Source organism: Microbacterium sp. LMI12-1-1.1, from assembly GCF_040676455.1.
GTDB lineage: Bacteria > Actinomycetota > Actinomycetes > Actinomycetales > Microbacteriaceae > Microbacterium.
In genome coordinates this window covers 1,596,396-1,616,199 of record NZ_JBEGIA010000001.1, presented here as the reverse complement: position 1 = coordinate 1,616,199, position 19,804 = coordinate 1,596,396, and the positions used below count along the sequence as shown (strand labels likewise).

19 protein-coding genes are annotated in these 19,804 nt (G+C 72.0%); 11 read left to right on the top strand and 8 right to left on the bottom strand.

Translation table 11 applies throughout. The features are described from left to right. The first annotated feature begins 43 nt into the window (after positions 1 to 43). From MRBLMI12_RS07530 to MRBLMI12_RS07520, 3 genes are all read left to right on the top strand, one after another. The gene (locus MRBLMI12_RS07530; protein ID WP_363355278.1) at positions 44 to 1,918 is read left to right on the top strand and encodes a vWA domain-containing protein; all 1,875 of its coding nucleotides are present in this window, start codon (positions 44 to 46) and stop codon (positions 1,916 to 1,918) included. Positions 1,919 to 1,920: 2 nt separating this feature from the next. Then, positions 1,921 to 2,961, top strand: a complete 1,041-nt coding sequence (locus tag MRBLMI12_RS07525) for a hypothetical protein (RefSeq protein ID WP_363355276.1) — start codon at positions 1,921 to 1,923, stop codon at positions 2,959 to 2,961. 70 nt (positions 2,962 to 3,031) lie between these two features. After that, positions 3,032 to 4,417 (top strand): glycine--tRNA ligase, encoded by a 1,386-nt coding sequence (locus tag MRBLMI12_RS07520; protein WP_363355274.1) that lies wholly within the window; start codon positions 3,032 to 3,034, stop codon positions 4,415 to 4,417. A 304-nt stretch (positions 4,418 to 4,721) separates the two neighbouring features. On the opposite strand, the gene MRBLMI12_RS07515 is transcribed toward MRBLMI12_RS07520, so the two are convergent. Continuing rightward, complete coding sequence (locus MRBLMI12_RS07515) at positions 4,722 to 5,321, bottom strand: TetR/AcrR family transcriptional regulator (protein WP_363355272.1); 600 nt, start codon at positions 5,319 to 5,321, stop codon at positions 4,722 to 4,724. A 62-nt stretch (positions 5,322 to 5,383) separates the two neighbouring features. Here MRBLMI12_RS07515 and MRBLMI12_RS07510 point away from each other — a divergent pair, with 62 nt between their 5' ends. Then, positions 5,384 to 6,166, top strand: a complete 783-nt coding sequence (locus MRBLMI12_RS07510; RefSeq protein ID WP_363355270.1) for an SDR family NAD(P)-dependent oxidoreductase — start codon at positions 5,384 to 5,386, stop codon at positions 6,164 to 6,166. An 81-nt stretch (positions 6,167 to 6,247) separates the two neighbouring features. Here MRBLMI12_RS07510 and MRBLMI12_RS07505 read toward each other — a convergent pair whose 3' ends face one another. Beyond that, positions 6,248 to 6,670, bottom strand: coding sequence for a DUF1801 domain-containing protein (locus MRBLMI12_RS07505; protein ID WP_349425464.1), 423 nt, complete (start codon positions 6,668 to 6,670; stop codon positions 6,248 to 6,250). After that, entirely contained in the window at positions 6,670 to 7,251 is a 582-nt protein-coding gene (locus MRBLMI12_RS07500; protein ID WP_363355268.1) for an HhH-GPD-type base excision DNA repair protein, read from the bottom strand. The genes MRBLMI12_RS07505 and MRBLMI12_RS07500 overlap by 1 nt, the downstream gene beginning before the upstream one ends. A gap of 61 nt (positions 7,252 to 7,312) precedes the next feature. Between MRBLMI12_RS07500 and MRBLMI12_RS07495 the strand changes: the two genes are divergently transcribed. The 7 genes from MRBLMI12_RS07495 (at position 7,313) to MRBLMI12_RS07465 (ending at position 12,840) form a co-directional block, all read left to right on the top strand. Next, complete coding sequence (locus MRBLMI12_RS07495; protein WP_363355266.1) at positions 7,313 to 8,890, top strand: protoporphyrinogen/coproporphyrinogen oxidase; 1,578 nt, start codon at positions 7,313 to 7,315, stop codon at positions 8,888 to 8,890. Between the two features lie 100 nt (positions 8,891 to 8,990). Continuing rightward, positions 8,991 to 9,380, top strand: a complete 390-nt coding sequence (locus MRBLMI12_RS07490) for a hypothetical protein (protein ID WP_349425461.1) — start codon at positions 8,991 to 8,993, stop codon at positions 9,378 to 9,380. A 4-nt stretch (positions 9,381 to 9,384) separates the two neighbouring features. Continuing rightward, positions 9,385 to 9,786, top strand: a complete 402-nt coding sequence (locus tag MRBLMI12_RS07485) for a phage holin family protein (protein ID WP_349425460.1) — start codon at positions 9,385 to 9,387, stop codon at positions 9,784 to 9,786. Further along, positions 9,776 to 10,060, top strand: a complete 285-nt coding sequence (locus tag MRBLMI12_RS07480) for a hypothetical protein (protein WP_363355263.1) — start codon at positions 9,776 to 9,778, stop codon at positions 10,058 to 10,060. Before MRBLMI12_RS07485 ends, MRBLMI12_RS07480 begins: the two co-directional genes overlap by 11 nt. Before the next feature lie 184 nt (positions 10,061 to 10,244). After that, positions 10,245 to 11,090 (top strand): uroporphyrinogen-III synthase, encoded by an 846-nt coding sequence (locus tag MRBLMI12_RS07475; RefSeq protein ID WP_363355261.1) that lies wholly within the window; start codon positions 10,245 to 10,247, stop codon positions 11,088 to 11,090. Between the two features lie 6 nt (positions 11,091 to 11,096). Continuing rightward, positions 11,097 to 12,095 carry a 2-phospho-L-lactate transferase gene (gene cofD / locus MRBLMI12_RS07470; protein ID WP_363355259.1) on the top strand — a complete coding sequence of 333 codons (999 nt, stop codon included), beginning with the start codon at positions 11,097 to 11,099 and terminating at the stop codon, positions 12,093 to 12,095. Between the two features lies 1 nt (position 12,096). Then, the gene (locus MRBLMI12_RS07465) at positions 12,097 to 12,840 is read left to right on the top strand and encodes a sulfite exporter TauE/SafE family protein (protein ID WP_363355257.1); all 744 of its coding nucleotides are present in this window, start codon (positions 12,097 to 12,099) and stop codon (positions 12,838 to 12,840) included. Positions 12,841 to 13,067: 227 nt separating this feature from the next. Here the strand turns inward: MRBLMI12_RS07465 and MRBLMI12_RS07460 are convergent, their stop codons facing one another. The 5 genes from MRBLMI12_RS07460 to cofG are packed head-to-tail and all read right to left on the bottom strand — an operon-like array spanning position 13,068 to position 19,731. Then, the gene (locus MRBLMI12_RS07460) at positions 13,068 to 13,499 is read right to left on the bottom strand and encodes a cupin domain-containing protein (protein WP_349425455.1); all 432 of its coding nucleotides are present in this window, start codon (positions 13,497 to 13,499) and stop codon (positions 13,068 to 13,070) included. 58 nt (positions 13,500 to 13,557) lie between these two features. Further along, positions 13,558 to 14,295, bottom strand: a complete 738-nt coding sequence (gene cofC, locus MRBLMI12_RS07455) for a 2-phospho-L-lactate guanylyltransferase (protein WP_363355254.1) — start codon at positions 14,293 to 14,295, stop codon at positions 13,558 to 13,560. Continuing rightward, complete coding sequence (gene fgd, locus MRBLMI12_RS07450) at positions 14,292 to 15,305, bottom strand: glucose-6-phosphate dehydrogenase (coenzyme-F420) (protein WP_349425453.1); 1,014 nt, start codon at positions 15,303 to 15,305, stop codon at positions 14,292 to 14,294. Before fgd ends, cofC begins: the two co-directional genes overlap by 4 nt. After that, on the bottom strand, positions 15,302 to 16,894 hold the full coding sequence (locus tag MRBLMI12_RS07445; RefSeq protein ID WP_363355251.1) for a flavin-containing monooxygenase: 1,593 nt from the start codon (positions 16,892 to 16,894) through the stop codon (positions 15,302 to 15,304). Before MRBLMI12_RS07445 ends, fgd begins: the two co-directional genes overlap by 4 nt. Further along, positions 16,891 to 19,731, bottom strand: a complete 2,841-nt coding sequence (gene cofG / locus MRBLMI12_RS07440) for a 7,8-didemethyl-8-hydroxy-5-deazariboflavin synthase CofG (RefSeq protein ID WP_363355758.1) — start codon at positions 19,729 to 19,731, stop codon at positions 16,891 to 16,893. The genes MRBLMI12_RS07445 and cofG overlap by 4 nt, the downstream gene beginning before the upstream one ends. Positions 19,732 to 19,804: the final 73 nt, after the last annotated feature.

Below are 19,804 nucleotides of genomic sequence, written 5' to 3'. Positions count from 1 at the left end.
CTCTGTCGTGCACCGCGTCGGCCCGGGGACTTACTCTGTACCCATGGTCCCTCGCCTTCCGCGACCGTCCGCCCCTTCCGCTCCGTCGACGCCGACCGCGAGCGGCCGTCGTGCCGCCCGCGCGACGGGGATGGGAGCCGCGCTGATCGCGGTGGCCGTGATGCTCACCGGCTGCTTCGGCCCGACTCCCGACGGCGGCGAACTCGGCGACGGCGACTTCGCCGACGACGGCTGCACGAGCGTGGTCGTCGCCACCTCGTCCGAGAAGGTCAACATGCTCGACGCGCTGGCCGACGCGTTCAAGGAGTCGCCGCAGCACGAGCAGCTCGACGAGTGCGCGACGGTGCGGCCCATCAACGTCTCCTCGGGCGACGCGACGCGCTTCCTCACGGCAGGCGGCGACTGGCCCGACGACGACACCCGGCGCTGGCCCACGATGTGGTCGCCCGCATCGACGGTCTGGACCGACCGGGTCGCGGCGGCGGCATCTCCGTCCCTCGTCGGCGAGCCCGAGTCGTTCACCCACACGCCCGTCGTGTTCGGGGTGCCAGAGACCATGGCCAAGGCCCTCGGCTGGCCCGGCACCGAGATCGGCATCGCCGACTTCGAGGCGCTCTGCCAGGACCCGCAGGGCTGGGCCAGCGTCGGCAAGCCGCTCTGGGGCTCGTTCAAGATTTCGAAGACCAACCCCAACACCTCGACGACCGGGCTCTCGGCGATCCTGATGCAGTCCTACGAGGCATCCGGCAAGACCTCCGACCTGACCGCCGAGGATGTGGCCGCCGCGGCCGAGTTCTCGCGGGTGTTCGAGGAGTGCGTCATCCACTACGGCGACACGACCGGCAAGGTGCTGACGCGGCTGTACGACGAGACCCAGAACGGTGCCGGCGGCTCGGGCTACGTGTCGGCCGTGGCGCTCGAAGAGACCTCGCTCTTGAACTACAACCAGGGCAACCCCGACTCGCACACGGTGCAGCCGGGCGAGACGCTGACGCCGCCGAAGGAGAAGCTCGTCGCGGTGTATCCCTCGGGCGGCTCGATGTGGTCCGACAACCCGATCACGGTGCTCGGCGCCGACTGGGTGACCGACGTGCAGGCCACCGCGGGCGCCGCCTTCGCAGCCTTCCTGCAGACCGACGCCGCGCAGGAGATCCTGCCCGACTACGGCTTCCGCCCGCTGGATGGCGCAGCACCCCTCGGCGAGCTCTTCACGACCGAGTACGGCGTCGACCCGGCCGGCCCCGCGGTGACGCTCCCGAAGCCTGCGGTCGACGTGGTGTCGGCGGCGATCGATCAGTGGACCCAGATCCGCAAGCCGTCGTCGGTGCTCGAGGTCATCGACATCTCGGGCTCGATGGACGAGGCGATCGGCGACGGCCGCTCGAAGCTCGACGGGGCCATCGAGGGCGCGCAGTCCACGCTCGGGCACTTCCGCGCCTCCGACGAGGTCGGGGTCTGGGCATTCACGACGGGCGTGGAGTCCGAGGCGGGCCAGAACATCGTGGTGCTCCGCGATGTCGAGCCGCTCGCGTCGGACCGCGAATCGGTGGATGCCTCGCTCGACGACCTGCGGTTCGCGCATCGCGACGGCACCCCGCTCTACGACGCCATCGCCGCGGCCTACGACGAGATGATCGCGCGCGCCGAGCCCGGCCGCATCAATGCGATCGTCCTGCTGTCGGACGGCCAGGACACCGACTCGTCGATCTCGCTCGACTCCCTCGTCGCCCGGATCGGGGCGTCCGCGCGCGAAGGCGGCGACGAGGCGCCCGTGCGGATCTTCCCGATCGCGTACGGCGAGGGCGCCGACACGGCCGCGCTGCAGCGCATCGCCGAGGCGACCGGCGGGCAGTGGTTCGACGCGTCGGATGCCGCGAAGATCGACCTCGTGTTCGCATCCGTGATCAACAACTTCTAGGCGTGACCCGGATGATCGTGGCGACCGACGGGCAGGGGTACGTGGACGATGCCGTCCAGGGCATCGGAGAGGACGGCGTCTACGTCTCGTCCGAGGTGCCGGACGCGGCGGCGCTGGAAGACCAGCTGGAGGCGCAGATCGGCGATGAGTCGATCGGCGTCGCGGTGTTCTCCGACAACGCCGGGATCGAGGCATCCGGTCCGGAGATCGTGGCGCAGCTCGCCGCGGCGCATCCCGAGTGCCAGACGATCATCGTGGCGGTAGGCGACGACCTGTCGGCCGGATCGCGCGTGCTCGAGCAGGGCGAGGCCATGCGGATCGCCAATCAGGCGGAGGGGCAGGCGGATGACGTCGACGCTGCGCTCACCGAGACGATCCAGGGCGTGATCGCGGCGACGCCGGAATCGCCCGCGGGCTCGACCGACGCCGGGCCGTTCGTCGGCATCGCCATCGGCCTGGCGGTGCTCGTCGCCGCTGGCGGTGCGGTCTTCGGCATCGTCCGTTCCCGCTCCCGCCGTCGAAACCGACCTGCCGTCGGCCGTCACGCGCTCCCCGAGCCGGTGCGCACCCACGTGCAGACACTGCAGGCGCTGACCGCCGAGTACGCGCGCGCCGGCGCGGCCGGCGTCGCCCAGGCGGGCGAGGTCGCCGCGCAGGTCGGACTCATCGCCCAGAACACGACGGAGCTGTTCGGACGCCTGGATCGCAAGGGCGAAGAGGGCCAGCGCCCCATCGCGGCGGTGGAGTACGGCGAGACCCTGCGCAAGCTGACCGGGGCGCTCGACCGCGACTATCTGCTCGACATCCTCATCCACCCCGACCTGTGGGACGACCCGGTCGAGCGCGTCCGCGAGGTCCGCACCGCGCTCTCGTCGTTCTCGACCGAGCTGGTCGAGAACATCAAGCAGGTCAACGCCCGCCGCGGCCTGCACTTCCAGGTCTCGCTCGACGGGCTGATGGGCCGGCGCAAGGAGCTGCAGGACTGGGATCGCGCGTTCGAGCGGGCGGACGGCGAGACCGGCCCCCTGCCGCACGGCGACTAGAATCGACGGATGCCGCGATTCGTGGCATCCGCACCTTCGTGCATCCCCCCTCCCGACCATTGGAGCCACCGTGGCCGAGCAGTCTCGCCTCGACAAAGTCATCGCCCTCGCCCGTCATCGCGGGTTCGTGTTCCAGGCGGGTGAGATCTACGGCGGATCCCGGTCGGCGTGGGATTACGGTCCCCTCGGAACCGAGCTCAAGGAGAACATCCGCCGCCAGTGGTGGCAGACGTTCGTGCGCGGCCGCGGCGACATGGTCGGCCTCGACTCGTCGATCATCCTGCCCAAGCGCGTGTGGGAGGCATCCGGTCACGTCGCGACCTTCACCGACCCGCTGGTCGAGTGCCTGCAGTGCCACAAGCGGTTCCGCGCCGACAACCTCATCGAGGACTTCGAGGCCCGCAAGGGCCGCAAGGCCGAGAACGGCCTCGCCGACGTGCCGTGCCCGAACTGCGGCACCAAGGGCCAGTACACCGAGCCCAAGGCGTTCTCGGGCCTCGTGAAGACCTACCTCGGCGTCGTCGACGACGAGAGCGGCCTGTATTACCTCCGCCCCGAGACGGCGCAGGGCATCTTCGTGAACTTCGCGAACGTGCTCACCGCGAGCCGCAAGAAGCCGCCGTTCGGGATCGGCCAGGTGGGCAAGGCGTTCCGCAACGAGATCACGCCGGGCAACTTCATCTTCCGCACGCGCGAATTCGAGCAGATGGAGATCGAGTTCTTCGTGCCGCCCGCCGATGCGCAGGAGTGGTTCGACCACTGGGTCGAGGCGTGCTGGGACTGGTTCGTCGACCTCGGCATCGACCCGGCCAACATGCGTCGGTTCGATGTGCCCGAAGAGGACCGCGCGCACTACTCCGACGGCACGATCGACGTCGAGTACCGCTTCGGGTTCGCCGGCAAGGAGTGGGGCGAGCTCATGGGCGTCGCCAACCGCACCGACTACGACCTCGGCAGCCACAGCGAGGCGTCGGGCCAGAGCCTGTCGTACTTCGACCAGGCGTCGGGCGAGAAGTACATCCCCTACGTCATCGAGCCCTCGTTCGGTCTGACGCGCGCCATGATGGCGTTCCTCGTCGACGCATATCACGAGGAGGAGGCGCCGAACGCGAAGGGCGGCACCGACACCCGCACGGTGCTCAAGCTCGACCCGCGCATCGCACCCGTCAAGGCCGCCGTGCTGCCGCTGTCGCGCAACGAGCAGCTCTCGCCCATCGCCCGCGAGGTGGCGGAGGTGCTCCGCGGCGAGTGGAACATCGACTTCGACGACGCCGGTGCGATCGGCCGCCGGTACCGTCGGCAGGACGAGATCGGCACGCCGTTCTGCGTGACGGTCGACTTCGACTCGCTCGACGACCGCGCCGTCACGGTGCGCGACCGCGACACGATGGGCCAGGAGCGCGTGCCGCTCGAGGGCCTGCACGCCTACCTCGCGGAGCGCCTCGCCGGCGCCTGACCGGCAGTACATCGGATGCCGCGACCTGGCCGGGTCGCGGCATCCGTCGTCTCCGGCGCCTGGACGGGTGTGGCCGGAACAGGTGATGTGGTGAGCGCAGGCTGATCCTGGCGGAATCGTCCTGTTCTGGTGAGATCACCTGATGTCGTCGCCGACCGCCGGGATGCGGCGACCTGGCCGGGTCGCGGCATCCGTCGTCTCCGGTGTGGGTGTTCGGAACAGGTGATGTGACGAGCGCAGGCCGATTCCGAGCGGATCGTCCTGCGCTCGTGAGATCACCTGATGTCGTCGCCGACCGCGGCCTTCAGTGGAGCGGCGGAGAGGCGAGGCCGCGCCACACGGCGGCGATGGTCGCGGCGGTGGCGTCCTCCCACGGCACGCCGTCGAGGAGGTCGTCGGTCGCGAGCGTCGCGACGCCGTGCACCGCGGCGAACGCGACGAGCGCGGCCTCCTCGGGCGGGCGGGGCGGCAGCTCGCCGGCGTTCTGGGCGGCGCGGAAGAGGGCGACCAGCGCGGGCATCGCGACGTGGCTCACGTCGACGAGCTCGGGCGACACCGCCGGGTGGTGCTTGGCCGAGTACATCGTGCGGAGGATCGCGGGATGCCGCACCGCGAAGCCCACATAGGAGTCGCCGGCGGCGCGGAAGCGGTCGGCGAACGGCCCCGCGGTCTCGACCGCATCCGACAGCGCCGCATTCAGGCGCGTGAACCCCAGCACCGCGACGGCGTCGAGCAGGGCCTGCTTGTCGCGGAAGTGCCGGCCGGATGCCCCGTGGCTGACGTCCAGGTCGCGGGCCAGCTGCCGCAGCGACAGGGCGTCGGCGCCCTCGGCGTCGACGACGTCCCACGCACGGTCCAGCAGCGCCGCGCGCAGATTGCCGTGGTGGTACGAACGCTCCGTCACGGTCACCACCTTAGCGTGATGTTGGCATTGACAACAATGCTGTCAGTGTCTACATTGGCGACATGGACATCACGTACCGCGGCACGACCGCCCTCATCACCGGAGCCAGCGCCGGGCTCGGCACCGAGTTCGCCGAGCAGCTCGCCGCCCGCGGCGCCGATCTCGTTCTCGTCGCCCGGCGCGAGGAGCGCCTCCGCGAACTCTCGGAGCGGCTCGAGGCGGCGCACGGCATCACGGCGACGGTGATCCCGCTCGACCTCTCGCGGATGGATGCCGCCGCCGCCCTCCGGGCGGCACTCGACGAGCGCGGCATCCGCGTCCAGACTCTCGTCAACAACGCCGGCTTCGGCATGAAGGGCGCGTTCGCCGACGCCGATCCCGGCCGCATCGCGGAGATGGTGCAGGTCAACGTCGCGAACCTGGTCGGGGTGACGCGCGAGCTCCTGCCGGATCTCGTCGCCGACGGTCGGGGCGCTCTGGTGAACATCGCGAGCACGGCCGCCTACCAGCCGTGCCCGAACATGGCGGTGTACGGCGCCACGAAGGCCTTCGTCCTGAGCTTCACCGAGGCGCTCGCGTACGAGACCCGCGAGAGCGGGCTGCGCGTGCTGGCGGTCAGCCCGGGCGCCACGCGCACCGAGTTCTTCGACGTGGTCGGCACGGAGGACGCCGCGGTGGGAAGCTTCCAGACGCCGGCGCAGGTGGTCGGCCTCGCGGTGCGCGAGCTCGATCGCGGTCGGCGCCCGAGCGTGGTGTCGGGCTGGGCGAATGCGGTGAGCGCGAAGCTCGCCGGTCTGATGCCGCGGCGGCTCACGCTGACGGTCAGCGGGAGCGTGCTGCGCTGAACCGACCGGTGGGATGCCGCAGATGAGCGGACCGCGCGCCCGCACAGTGCCTGACAGCGCCGTGACGGCGCGTCGGGCGCGTCAGTCGGTGACGGTGAGCGTCGCGGAGCCCGTGTCTCCGACGATCACACGCCGGTAGTCCTCGGCCACGATCTCTCGCAGCACCTCGGCGTCGATCGACTGGAGGTCCTTGAGGTACAGGCAGCCGACACCGATCTCGTGGGGGCCCAGTCTCGCCAGCCGCTCGCCGTGCGCCCCGGCGTCGAGCAGGTAGACCGTCGTCGCCTGGCGGCGCGGGGCGAACGCGCTGATGGGGGCGTCGCCTTCCGTGCCGGTCGGGTAGTGGTAGTGGCACGACCCGAAGCCGATGATCGTGCCCCACAGCTCGGGCTCGCGCCCGGTGACATCGCGCATGAGAGCGACCATCGTCGCGGCATCCCGGCGCCGCTTGGGGGAGCTCACGGCCGCGAGGAACTCGTCGACATCACCACCGGTCTTCTTCATCACACGCCCCCGCCACCCGACTTCGCGGCTGCTTTCATGGCGCGCTTGTGCTCGCGCACCTTCGTCAGCGACTCCGGCGAGACGATGTCGGCGACGCTGCGGAACGAATCGTTCTCGCCGTAGGGCGCGGACGCCTCTCGCCATCCGTCGCCGGTGTACCCGTACTGCTTGCCCAGCAGCGCGAGGAAGATCTTCGCCTTCTGCTCCCCGAATCCCGGCAGGGCCTTGAGCCGCTTGAGGACCGTGGCGCCGTCCGGCTCGTCGCGCGTCCAGATCGCCGAGGCGTCGCCGCCCCAGTCCTGGCCGACGGCCGCGCACAGCGCCTGCACCCGTGCGGCCATCGATCCCGGGAACCGGTGCACGGCGGGCGTTGCCGAGAACAGTGCGGCGAACGCCTCCGGATCGAAGCTCGCCAGCGCTGCGGGATCCAGGGTTCCCGCTCGTTCCGAGATCTTCAGCGGACCGGCGAACGCGGTCTCCATCGCGACCTGCTGATCGAGCAGCATGCCGATGAGCAGGGCGAGCGGGTCGTCGGTCAGCAGGCGATCGGCGTCGTCGTCGCCCGTGATGTGGAGCGTCATGGCCCCAGTCTCGCACCCGCGGCCCCCGGCGCGGCAGGGCGCGAATGGGAGGATGGATGCCGTGACCGTCCCCACGCCCTCTCCCGACGCCGCCGGCGCGTCACCTCGAGCCGCCGGGCGGGTAGGCCCGGCCGCCGAACCGCTCCAGGACCTCGTCGACCATGCCCGCCACACACGCGTGGTGGTGATCGGCGGCGGCATCGCCGGGCTGGTCGCCGCCTGGGAGTGCGCCAAGGTCGGCATGGGCGTCACGCTCGTGGAGGCATCCGATCGCCTCGGCGGCACGATCGGCTCGGCCCGCATCGGGGACCACGATCTCGAGACCGGCGTCACCTGCTGGTCCACTCGCGGCGGCGCCGTGCGACGGCTGGTCGACGAGGTGCTGCCGGAGGCCACCATCGTGACGCCGCGCGACGAGCGCGAGTGGATCGCCGGCCTCGTGAAAGGCGGCGCCGCGCCGCTGCCGACGGAGCAGGTGCTCGGCATCCCGGCGAATCCGTGGGACGAGGACGTGCGCCGGCTGATCGGCTGGGACGGCACGTGGCGCGCCTACCTCGACCGGCTGCGTCCGCCGCTGACCATCGGCGCCCAGCGCAGCCTCGGCCGCCTTGTGCAGAGCCGCATGGGCGCCAAGGTGCGCGACCGTCTCGTCGCACCGCTCACCGTGGACCGCTTCGGCCTCGACCCCGACGACGTCGACGTCGAGATCGCGGCGCCGGGACTGAGCAACGCGCTCACCCGCACCGGCTGGCTGGGCGGCGCCGTCGCCGACGTCCGCGTGGGTGCCTCGGGTGCCGCGATCGAAGGGCTGGACGGCGGGATGCCGCAGCTCGTGGCCGCTCTGGCGGAACGGCTGGCGGAGCGCGGGGTCGTGCTGCACACGAACGCGCGGGCGGCGAGCCTCGTGCGCAGCGGCGAGACCTGGACAGTCGGCCTCGCAGCGCAGACGGCCGCGGCGCCGACGAGCTCGGCCGCGACGTCCGCCGAGCCGGACCCGGCACTCCCGGGAGACCTCCCGGCCGACGCCGTCGTCATCGCGACCGGCGAAGCCGCCGCGCGCGCCCTCGTGGCTCCTGCGCTCGGCGCCCCTGAGTTCGCCGACGTGCCGCCGGCAGGCATCGCACGGGAGGTGGTGACGCTGGTCGTCGACGCCCCCGAGCTCGACGCGGCTCCGCGCGGCGCGCACGTGCACGCCGTGCCCCGTGGGCGCGGAGCGACGGGGCTCGTCCAGGAGACCGCGCGCTGGGAGTGGCTCGCCCGTGAGGTCGGGCCCGGCCGCCACGTCCTCCGCGTCGCCTTCGGCGCACCGGGAGTCGTGCCCGCCACCGCGGGACTGGACGACGCCGATGCGGCCGCTCTCGCCGTGGCAGAGGCATCCGCCCTCCTCGGTGTGGCTCTCGACGTGGACCGGACCGTCGGCGCGCACCGTGGCGCGTTCACCCTCGCCCCGCCCGCGTCGGCCCTCGGACACCGCGATCGCGCGGCCGGCGTGCGCGCTGCGGTCGAGCGTGCGCACGGCCTGGCGACGGTCGGTGCGTGGCTCTCGGGAAGCGGGCTGGCCCAGGTGGTCGCCGACGCGCGCGAGGAGACCGACCGGCTGCGCCGCCGGGTGCTGTGGGGCGCAGCCGCAACGGAATGAGCACGCCGTGACGACCGGTGTCAAGGGTGGATGCCGGAATCGGCATACAGGGCTACCCTGGGAGGGTCGTCAGGTGCACACCGAAGCGTGAGGAGACCTCATGAAGGGCAAGGCAGGACTGGTCGTCGGACTTGCGATCGGGTACGTCCTCGGTACGCGGGCGGGCCGAGAGCGGTACGAGCAGATCAAGGCGCAGTGGCTGAAGGTGTGGAACGCCGAGCCCGTGAAGGCGCAGGTCGACAAGGTGAAGGACTTTGCCAAGTCGCAGGCGATGGCGCTGCCGTCCACGCTGTGGGAGTCTGCGGTCAAGGTCACCCAGGCCGCCGGAGCGAAGGGCACGCCCGGGCAGAAGCTCGACGCCGCCCTCAAGGTCGGCCAGGACTCGGCCGACGACGTGGAGAAGGCGGCGCAGACCTCGGCGAAGGCGGTGAAGGACGCCGTCGAGGATGCGATCGACGACGCGTCGCAGAACGGCCGCGGCGGGGCCTGACGTGATGACCACGCCGCGTGGCTTCCGCGACCGCGCGGACGACAGCCTGCTCACGCTGATCGGCGAGATCCCGGAGCTGATCCGCAACCTCGTCATCGCGGAGATCGACGCCGCCAAGGCGTGGCTCTCCCGCACCGCGAAGGACGGCGGGTGGGGTGCGCTGTGGGTGTTCGCCGCCCTGTTCGTGCTCTTCTGGTCGGTGCCCGTCCTCGGCACCTTCGTGATCGCAGGGCTGTCGTCGTGGTGGCCGGTATGGCTCTCGGCGCTCGTCGTCTTCTTCGCGATGCTCGTCATCACGGCGGTGCTGGCCTGGCTCGGCATCCTCCGCTTCAAGAAGATCGGCGAGCGTCAGAACCCCGTGCAGTCGATCGCCCTGGATGTGAAGGAGGTGCGCGATGAGCTCTGACGCCGTCGTGCCCGTGCCCGTGCCCCGCACCGCCGTCCCGCTCGGCATCGGCGATCCCGTCGTGCAGGCGCGCACCGAGCTGAAGGCCGCGCTCGCCGCGATCGAAGAGAAGGCCAACGTGCCACGGCGCGTCGGCCGGGCCGTGGACGACGGTGTCGAGCAGGCTCGCGCCTTCCAGCGCAGCAACCCTACGCTCGCCGCCGCAGCGGTCATCGTGGGTGCCGTTGCGATCGGCGCCGCCGTCTGGGGTTTCGTCCGCCTGTACACGCGCTGATCCCGCCGCTTCCCGCGCTCTCCACAGGTGAGGGGCACTGCTTCCGGGATGAGGGGTATGCTCGGGAGGCAAGGCAGTGCAACGGTGCGTATGCTGCCGATCGCGCGAACCCGATTCGAATCGCGCATCGGCTGCTCGAACGTGGTGAGCGGCCGACTGAGCACCATCGAGAGTCGACCCCCTTATGAACACCGCCGCAGCTCAGCACCAGTCCCTCAAACCATTGACCGGCTGGCGCGTTCTCGTCCCTCGGGGCGGCCCCTGGGGCGACGGTGTCGCGGCCACTCTCCGTCGTCAGGGCGCGACCCCGGTCATCGCCCCCCTCATCAATTTCGCGCCCACGAATGACCAGGCCACGCTCGAGCAGGCGCTCGCCGATCTGGCGGCCGGCAGGTTCGACTGGCTCACCGTGACGAGCGCTACGACCGTCGACGTGCTCTACGCGTATCGGGCTGTCGTCCCGCCGACCACGAAGGTCGCGGCTGTGGGCGAGACCACCGCGGCAGCGCTCCTCGCCGTCGGCTACCGCGTCGACCTGGTTCCTGAGCGCGACAACTCCGCGGCCGGCATGGCGGAGCAGCTCATCGGCCTCGAGCCGCAGGCCCGCGACATCCTCACGCTCCGCAGCGAGATCGCCAAGCCCGTGCTCACCCGCATGCTGACCGAGGCCGGGCACCGTGTCCGCAGCGTCGTCGCCTACCGCACCGTCGGGGTGCCGGTGACCGAGCGCATCGCGGAAGACGTCCGATCCGGACGCATCAACGCCATCCTCGTGACCAGCGGCTCGGTGGCCGAGCAGGTGCACGAGCAGTTCTCCCACATCCCTGCCACCACCCTCATCGCCGCGATCGGACCGCGCACGGCCAAGGACGCCCGCCGCGCCGGCCTCGACGTCGACGTCATCGCCGACGCGCAGACGGTCGACGCGCTCATCGACGCGGTCGCCAAGTTCTCGCTGCCGCACGCGACCGACGAGTTCGCACCCCGCACCGGCGTGCTCCCGCAGCTCGGCATGGACGGCCGGGGCTGACGCCAGATGGCCGGCACGCCCCGCATCGTCGTGCTCGCGGGCGGCGTGGGCGGCTCCCGATTCGTGCTGGGCGTCCGCGCAGCGCTGCGCGCGCGCGGCCTCGACGACACCGCGTCGGCGCTCACCGTGATCGTCAACACAGGTGACGACCTGTGGCTCTCCGGCGTCCGCCTCCAACCCGACGTCGACTCGATCACCTACGCGCTCGCCGGCGTGAACGACGCCGAACGCGGCTGGGGTCGTCAGGGCGACAGCGAGCGCGTCAACCACGAGCTGCAGGAGTGGGGCGCGGGATGGCCCTGGTTCACTCTCGGCGACCTCGACCTCGGCACGCACCTCGCCCGCACCGGCTGGCTGCGCGACGGCCTCACGCCCACGCAGGTGCTCGAGCGGATGTCGCATCGCTGGGACCTCGGCGCACGCCTGCTGCCGATGACCGACACGGAGGTCGACACCATCGTCGTCCTCCAGGACGGCTCACGCCTGCATTTCCAGGAGTGGTGGACGCGCCACCGCGCCACCCTCGCGCCCGCGCGGTTCGAGAACCCCGGCGCCGGCGACGCCGTTCCCGCACCCGGCGTGACCGAAGCGATCGCGACGGCCGATGTGGTGCTGCTGGCGCCCTCCAACCCCGTCGTGTCGATCGGCCCGATCCTCGCCGTGCCCGGCATCCGTCAGGCGCTCCGCGAGACCGCGGCGCCGGTCGTCGGCGTCTCGCCCATCATCGGCGGCAAGGTCGTGCGCGGCATGGCCGACGTCTGCCTCACCGCGATCGGGGTCGAGACTTCCGCCGCCGCGGTGGCGGGGCTGTACGGTGCGCGCGCGGACGGCGGGCTGCTCGACGCGTGGCTCATCGCCGAGGAGGACGAGGCTGTGGCCGACGAGGTCGCCCGGCTCGGCATCCGATCTCTCGTCCGTCCGCTGTGGATGACGGACGATGCGCGTCAGACGGCGCTCGGCGAGGCGGCGCTGACCGCCGGCCTGGCCGACGATCGAGCTCTCTGACGTGCCCGAGCTGGCGTGGTGGGCCTGGGCCCTGCTCGGCGTCGGCGCCGTCGTCGTCGGGCTGTCGAAGACCGCCGTTCCCGGAGCCGGCACCATCGCCGTCGCGATCTTCGCGGCCGTCCTTCCGGCGAAGCAGTCGACCGGTGTGCTGCTGCTGCTGCTGATCGTCGCCGACTTGTTCGCGGTCACCATGTATCGCCGCCACGCGGACTGGCGGACACTCCTGCGGCTCGCCCCTGCCGTCGTCGTCGGCGTGCTGCTGGGCGTGGTGTTCCTGTGGTTCGCCGACGACCTCTGGGTGAAGCGGTCGATCGGCGTCATCCTCCTCGCGGTGATCGCCATCACACTGCTGCGCCGGCGGTTCATGTCGCAGGTCGACACCGCCGGACCACACCGCATCGCCGCGGCGACCTACGGGTCGCTCGGAGGGTTCACCACGATGGTCGCGAACGCCGCCGGCCCCGTGATGTCGATGTACTTCCTTGCCGCGCGCTTCGAGGTGAAGGCGTTCCTCGGCACGGCGGCGTGGTTCTTCGCCATCGTCAACCTCTTCAAGGTGCCGTTCTCGATCGGCATCGGGATCATCACCGTGCCCGGGCTCCTCATCGACCTGGTGCTCGTGCCGCTCGTCGTCGCGTCCGCGTTCCTCGGCCGCTGGCTGGCCGACCGCATGCCGCAGACCGTGTTCGAGAAGCTCGTGATCGCCTTCACCATCGTCGGCGCGGTGTACCTGCTCCTCGGCTGACGGGTCGGGGCGGGCGGCTGGGCCGCGGCATCCGTTCCGGCGCGTGTCCGTCACGTCACCGCATCAGGTGATGTGACGTGCGCAGGAGATTTTCTGCGCGATCGTCCTGTCCTGGTGAGATCACCTGATCTCGGGACCGGGGGAGACGGATGCCGCGCTCCGCCTGCGCGCTGCGTTGCGGCTTCAGCGCCTGAGGGTTCACGCGTTCGGGGATCCGGGCCGCGGGGTCAGGTCCAGGGGGAGGCGCGGTCGGGGGCGCGCTGGCTGTCGTCGGGCAGCTGGGGCAGTTCGCGGCCGCCGGCGCGGATGCACAGCCACCGCAGCTGCTCGGGGCTGTCGGGCAGCGCGCGCCACGTGCGCAGCACGCCCTGGCCCACGCGCACCACGGTGCCGGGGCCAACGTCGATGATGTCGTCGTCGAGCGCCATCTGCCCGCGGCCGGCGAGGAACACGTAGGCCTCCTCGACGCGCGAGTGCGCGTGCCAGTAGCCCGCTTCCTCACCCGGCTCGTACGCGTTCGCGGTCATGCCGATGTACTGCAGATTCAGCTCGTGGTCGACCACTCTGCGCCCGTCGCGCGAGCTGTCGGGCCGGAACCCGCCGTAGTGCGCCCGCCACTCGTCGAGCCCGCCGATCTCCAGCACCTCGTAGTCGCTCATCACGCCAGGCTAGCGCCGTGCCGGCCGACGGGCCCATCCTCATCCTCGGCGAGACGCGTCACGCCTCGGCGTGCGCAGCCAGCAGTGCGGCCGTGCGGGGGCCGAGGCCGAGCGCGGCGGCGGCCGTCAGCTGCGCGGCGGTGTCGACGTCGCGACGAAGGGTGGAGGCATCCGCGATCGGGAGCGCCTCACACCCCAGCGCGACGTGCCGCGCGAAGGAGCCGTCGCCGAACGACGTCTCCCACGCGACGCCCGCCCGTGCGGTGACCAGCGTCGAGCCCGTGCCCTCCGCGTCGGGCACGACGGCCCGGTCGACGGATGCCGCGGCCCGCAGTGCCTCGGCGAGATCCTCGGGTCGCAGAGCCGGAAGGTCGCCGAGGAGGGCTGCGCGCGGCATCCGTCCGTCCGGATCGATCGCAGCCACCCCCACCGCCACCGCGGCGTCGAGCCCGCCCGCGTCGCGCTCGGGGACGAACCGCAGCGCCGGGATCATCGCCGCTTCGCGTGCGAGCGTCGCGTCGTCGGTCACCACGACGACCTGAGCGACGAGCTCGCACACGCTCGCCGCGGTGAGCGTGTCGAGGGCGATCGCGCGGGCGAGGTCGGCACGGCCCACTCCCTCGACGTCGAGGCGCGACTTGGCGCGCGCCGACGGCTTGACCGGGACCACCACGATCCAGCGCGGCGTGCGCAACTCACGCGGGTCGGCCGAGGGGACCTCGTCGCGCCGGGCCGACGGCGGCTCGGCCTGAGTCGTGCGCGGTGCACGCCCGCGCCGCCGGAACAGCGGGCTCACGCGCCGAACCGCGCGCGCAGCCGCGGCAGGATCTCCTCGCCGTACAGCCGCAGGAACGCGCCCTGGTCGTGGCCGGGGTCGTGGAACACCAGGTGGCGGAACCCGAGCTCGATGTACCACCCGATGCGCTCGACGTGCTCATCGGGGTCGTCCGACACGATGAACCGCGAGGCCGCGCGCTCGATCGGAAGCTGCTCGCCGAGGCGCTGCATCTCGATCGGGTCGTCGACGCCCATCTTCTCGTCGGGCGTGAGGGCGAGCGGCGCCCAGAACCGGGTCTTCTCCTGCGCGGCCTCGAGTGTCGCGTCGAGCGACACCTTCACCTCGATGAGCGTGTCGATGGCGTCGGCCGGGCGGCCCGCCTTCTCGAGGCCCTCGTGCAGCGCCGGCAGGAGCGTGTCGGTGTAGAGCTCGCGCTTCTTGCCCGACGTGGTGATGAACCCGTCGGCGATGCGACCGGCGAGGCGGGTCGCGGCGGGCCCGGCAGCGCCGATGTAGATCGGCACCGGCTCGGGCAGCTTGTCGTAGATCGTGATGTTGCGGGCGTGGTAGTAGGTGCCGTCGAAGTTGACGCGGTCCTCCGACCACAGCCGGCGGATGAGGCCGATCGCCTCTTTGAGCCGCTGGAACCGCTCGGGCGGGTCGGGCCACGCGATGCCCAGATTCGCCTCGTTGAGCGCCTCGCCCGTGCCGACGCCGAGGATCACGCGCCCCGGGTACATCACGCCGAGCGTCGCGAAGTCCTGCGCGACGACCGTCGGGTTGTACCGGAAGGTGGGGGTCAGCACCGATGTGCCGATGAGCACGCGCGAGGTCTTCGCGCCGAGCGCGCCGAGCCACGGGACGGATGCCGGAGCGTGCCCGCCGTCGTGCAGCCACGGCTGCAGGTGGTCCGAGATGAACACCGAGTCGAACCCGGCCTCCTCGGCCTGGATCGCGTAGTCGAGCAGCTCGGCGGGGCCGAACTGCTCGGCGGACGCCTTGTAGCCGAAGCGCAGCGGAACGGTCATGCGGAGCTCCCTTCGAGAGCAGGTTCGCGATCGGGGTGCGGGCGCGGGTCCTCCCGGCGGCCGTGTGGGTCGTCGTGTGCGGGCAGGAACTCCGAGCCGTCGGCCCGGGCGAGCCGCTCGCGGAAGGCGTCGACCGTGCCGGGCCACAGCAGGGCGAGCCGGCCCGAGCGCTCGTCGACGTACCAGTTGCGGCATCCGCCGGTCATCCAGCGGGTGGATGCCGCCGCCCGCGCGATCTCGTCGGTGTACTGCCGTTCGGCGTCGGGGTCGACACGAAGCACCCGGCCCGAGCGGTCGTCGAGGACGCGGGCGACGTAGCCCGCCTGCTCCTCGATCATGAGCACGGACGACGAATGACCCAGTGACGCGTTCGGGCCGTTGAGCACGAAGAGATTGGGGAAGCCCGCGACGACGGTCGAGGCGAAGGCCGTCATCCCGCCCGACCAGTGCTCGGCGAGCGTCTGGCCGTGCTCGCCTGCGACGAGCTCGGCGTAGGGCTGGCGGGTCGAGGCGAAGCCGGTCGCGAGGACGAGCGCATCGATCTCGTGGCGGGTGCCGTCGGAGGCGACGAGCGTCGAGCCCTCCACGGCGGCGAGCGCGGCCGGCACGAGGGACACGGCGTCGGATGCCACGGCGGGGTAGAACTCGTCCGAGAGCAGCACGCGCTTGCACCCGAACGCGTAGTCCGGGGTGAGCGCGGCGCGCAGCGCGGGGTCGGCCACCTGTCGTTCGAGGTGCGCGAGCGCCACGGCCTCGGCCTCCGCCGCGGCGGCGGAGTCCCCCGAGCGCGAGGCGAAGCGCGCCTCGCCCTCGGCATACAGATCGGCTCGCAGCGCCTCGAGCGACGCGGGGTCGGTGACGAACCGGGCGCGCTCGGCGTCGGAGTACGCGTCCCCGCCGCGCGGCACGATCCATGCGGGGGTGCGCTGGAAGAGCGTGACATGCGCCGCTGCGCGCGCGAGCTCGGGCACGATCTGGACGGCACTGGCCCCGGTGCCGACGACGCCGACGCGTGCGCCGGTGAGATCTGCGGAGTGATCCCACCGCGCCGAGTGGAACAGCGGCCCCGGGAACTGCTCGAGGCCGGCGATCCGGGGGATCGTCGGCTCCGTGAGCCGCCCGCACGCGAGCACCAGCACGTCGGCGATGATGACGCCGTCATCGGTCTCGCCCTCGCGTCCGGATGACGCGCCCTGATGTCCGGCGGACCGCGGGGACGCCCCCGCAGGTGACGTGCCGATGCGCCAGACCGCGTGCCCGGCATCCCATTCGGCCCGCTGCATCGCCGTGCGCAGGCGCAGCCGGTCGCCCAGACCCTCGACGTCGACGACGTGCTCGAGGTAGGAGTGGATCTCGGCGCCCTTCGCGTACGTGCCCGACCACGACGGGTTCGGGTGCGCGGCGAAGCCGTACAGGTGCGACGGCACGTCGCACGCGACGCCCGGGTAGGTGTTGTCGCGCCAGGTGCCGCCGACGGATGCGCCGCGCTCGAGCACGACGAAGTCCTCGCGGCCGGCGCGACGCAGCGCCATCGCCATGCCGATGCCCGCGAACCCGGCACCGACGATCGCGACCTCGACGCGGGTCATCGCGTCGCCTGGCCGTACGTCGTCGTGCGCCGGCGGAACGGGCGGAACAGCCGCGCGACCATGGCGGCGGCATCCGTCACCGGCAGTTCGAGGCCCTGCTCGATGCCCGCCTCGGGCTTGACGCGGCCGTCGAGCAGCGTGCCGCCCAGGTCGTCGCCACCCGACTGCAGCAGGACGACGGAAGCCTCGCGCCCGACACGCGTCCACGGGATCTGCACGTGCGGGATGCTGCCCGACAGCAGCAGGCGCGACACCGCGACCATCGCGCGGTGCTCGTCGAGCGACGCCCGGCCGGGGACGAGCGGCACGCCGCCGGCGGGGCCCGGAAGGGGGATCGGCACGAACTCGGTGAACCCGCCCCCGGTCGCTGAGCTTGTCGAAGCGCCCTGGATCGCGCGCAGCCGCCGGAGGTGCGCGACGCGCTCGGCGGTGGTCTCGACGTGCCCGTAGAAGAGCACGCTCGTCGAGCGGAGGCCGGCGCGATGTGCCGCGGTGATGCCCTCGATCCAGCGGTCGATCTCGAGGTCGCCGGGGGCCACGAGGCCGCGGACGCGCTCGCTCAGCACCTTGACGCCGGTGCCGGGAACGGTGTCGACGCCCGCCTCGCGCAGGGCGGCCAGAGCCGCGTCGAGTCCGAGACCGGAGCGGTCGGCGAGATCGCGCACATCCTGCGGGCGGTACGCGTGGAGATGGATGCCGGGCGCCGCCGCCTTCGCCGCACGCGCGATGTCGAGGTAGCCCGAGGCGTCTACCTCCGGCGGCAGGAGACCCTGTACGCACAGCTCGGTGGCGCCGAGGTCCCACGCGTCGGCGGCGATGGCGCCGACGTCGTCCAGCGTGAACGTCGCCGGGTCGTCGGTCGTCGCGGCGCGGAGCCCGGAGGACGTGAGGTTGCGGTTGACGACGAGCGTGACCGCCTCGCCCACGGTGTAGCGGCGCAGGTCGTCGGCCGTCGCGGCGAGCACGTCGAGGTCGTCGCCGGTCGCTTCCAGGAGCGCGGCCCACTCGGCGTCGTCGAGCGAGAGCGGGTCGGCCGCCGCTGTGTCGGCCAGGCGGCGGATGTCCGCCCGCACGGCGCCGTGGCCGGGTTGCGGGCGTTTCGCCTCGCTCGCGGTCCCTGAGCTTGTCGAAGGGCGCTCGCTCAACGACCGGGGGGCGGGTTCCGCGCTCGCTGCGGGCTCGCTCGACGACCGGGTGGCGGGTTGCGGGCGTTTCGTCTCGCTCGTTCCTCGCTCGCTCAACGACCGGGGGGCGGGTTGCGGGCGTTTCGTCTCGCTCGTTCCTCGCTCGCTCAACGACCGGGGGGCGGGTTCCGCGCTCGCTGCGGGCTCGCTCGACGACCGGGGGGCGGGTTGCGGGCGTTTCGTCTCGCTCGTTCCTCGCTCGCTCGACGACCGGGGGGCGGGTTGCGGGCGTTTCGTCTCGCTCGTTCCTCGCTCGCTCAACGACCGGGGGGTGGGTTGCGGGCGTTTCGTCTCGCTCGTTCCTCGCTCGCTCAACGACCGGGCATCGGGTTCCGGTCGTTGAGCGAAGGGCGCTCTGGCGCCTGAAGACGAAACGCCTGCACCCGGCGCACGGCTCGGTGCGGCGGCCAGGCCGGTCGCGGGGTCGGCGAGCGCCGTGACGGCGGGGCGCAGGTCGGAGTCGATCCACGTCTCGGCCTCGAGCACGAACTCGGGCTGGGCGGTCAGGCGCTCGCGCAGCTCGAAGCCCAGCTCGGCCGTCATGCGGGCGAGGTCGTCGAGGTGGGGCCACGGACGCTCGGGATTGACGTGATCGGCCGTCAGCGGCGAGACCCCGCCCCAGTCGTCGGCGCCGGCGCGCACGAGCAGGTCGAACTCGGTGGGATCCGAGAGATTCGGCGGCACCTGGATCCGCATGCGGGGTCCCATGACCAGCCGCGCCACGGCGACCGCGGCGACGTACTCGAGCAGATCGGCGTCGGGCGCGGCCTGCATCGCGGTGCGGGGCTTCGCCCGGAAGTTCTGCACGATCACTTCCTGCACGTGGCCCTGGCCATCGATCATGTGCTGCTCGTGGGCATCACGGATCGCGACGAGCGACTCGGCGCGATCGGCGGCGGTCTCACCGATGCCGACGAGGATGCCGGTCGTGAAGGGCACGCGTTCGCGCCCCGCCGCATCGATCACCTCGAGCCGTACGGCCGGATCCTTGTCGGGCGAGCCGAAGTGGACCTGCCCGGGCTCTTCGAACAGCCGGCGCGACGTCGTCTCGAGCATCATGCCCATCGACGGCGCGGTCGGCCGCAGCATCCGCAGCTCCTCCGCGCTCATGACACCCGGATTCGCGTGGGCGAGCAGCCCGGTCTCGGCGGTCACCAGGCGGGCGATGTGGGCGACGTATTCGATCGTCGACGCGAACCCGTGCTCGTCGAGCCACGCCCGCGCCTCGGGCCAGCGATCCTCGGGGCGGTCGCCGAGGGTCAGCAGGACCTCCTTGCAGCCCATCGCCTGACCCTGTCGCACCACGGCGAGCACCTGCTCGGGCGACATGTACGCGGGCTTGCGCTTCTTCAGCAGCTGGCCCGGGGTGTCGACGAACACGCAGTAGTGGCAGCGATCGCGGCACAGGGTCGTGAGCGGGACGAAGACCTTGCGGGAGTACGTGATCACGCCCGGGCGACCGGATGCCGCGAGCCCGGCATCCCGAAGCTCGCCGGCGATCGCGAGCAGACGCTCGAAGCGCTCGCCGGTCGCGGCGAGCAGCGTCTCGGCGTCCGCCGCGTCGAGTTGTTCGCCCGCGGCGGCGCGCGCCAGCGCTGCGTCGACGGCGGCGGGGGAGGCCGCTGCGGGGGGCGCGGTGACGGAGGGGGACACGACGGTCACCGATCCAGTCTTGCACCGAGCGGAGACGTCGGGGTCGCGGATCGTTGCCCTCCCGTAAGCAAAT

Excerpts from the sequence above, each read along its gene's own strand:
- fgd (WP_349425453.1), bottom strand. The coding sequence starts at position 15,305 with ATGACCGTTCCGCTGCGCTTCGGCTACAAGGCGTCCGCCGAGCAGTTC.
- MRBLMI12_RS07500 (WP_363355268.1), bottom strand. The coding sequence starts at position 7,251 with ATGACGCTCCACATCACGGGCGACGACGACGCCGATCGCCTGCTGACC.
- MRBLMI12_RS07510 (WP_363355270.1), top strand. The coding sequence starts at position 5,384 with ATGGACATCACGTACCGCGGCACGACCGCCCTCATCACCGGAGCCAGC.
- MRBLMI12_RS07485 (WP_349425460.1), top strand. The coding sequence starts at position 9,385 with ATGACCACGCCGCGTGGCTTCCGCGACCGCGCGGACGACAGCCTGCTC.
- MRBLMI12_RS07530 (WP_363355278.1), top strand. The coding sequence starts at position 44 with ATGGTCCCTCGCCTTCCGCGACCGTCCGCCCCTTCCGCTCCGTCGACG.
- MRBLMI12_RS07460 (WP_349425455.1), bottom strand. The coding sequence starts at position 13,499 with ATGAGCGACTACGAGGTGCTGGAGATCGGCGGGCTCGACGAGTGGCGG.
- MRBLMI12_RS07505 (WP_349425464.1), bottom strand. The coding sequence starts at position 6,670 with ATGAAGAAGACCGGTGGTGATGTCGACGAGTTCCTCGCGGCCGTGAGC.
- MRBLMI12_RS07490 (WP_349425461.1), top strand. The coding sequence starts at position 8,991 with ATGAAGGGCAAGGCAGGACTGGTCGTCGGACTTGCGATCGGGTACGTC.
- MRBLMI12_RS07480 (WP_363355263.1), top strand. The coding sequence starts at position 9,776 with ATGAGCTCTGACGCCGTCGTGCCCGTGCCCGTGCCCCGCACCGCCGTC.
- MRBLMI12_RS07475 (WP_363355261.1), top strand. The coding sequence starts at position 10,245 with ATGAACACCGCCGCAGCTCAGCACCAGTCCCTCAAACCATTGACCGGC.
- MRBLMI12_RS07445 (WP_363355251.1), bottom strand. The coding sequence starts at position 16,894 with ATGACCCGCGTCGAGGTCGCGATCGTCGGTGCCGGGTTCGCGGGCATC.
- cofD (WP_363355259.1), top strand. The coding sequence starts at position 11,097 with ATGGCCGGCACGCCCCGCATCGTCGTGCTCGCGGGCGGCGTGGGCGGC.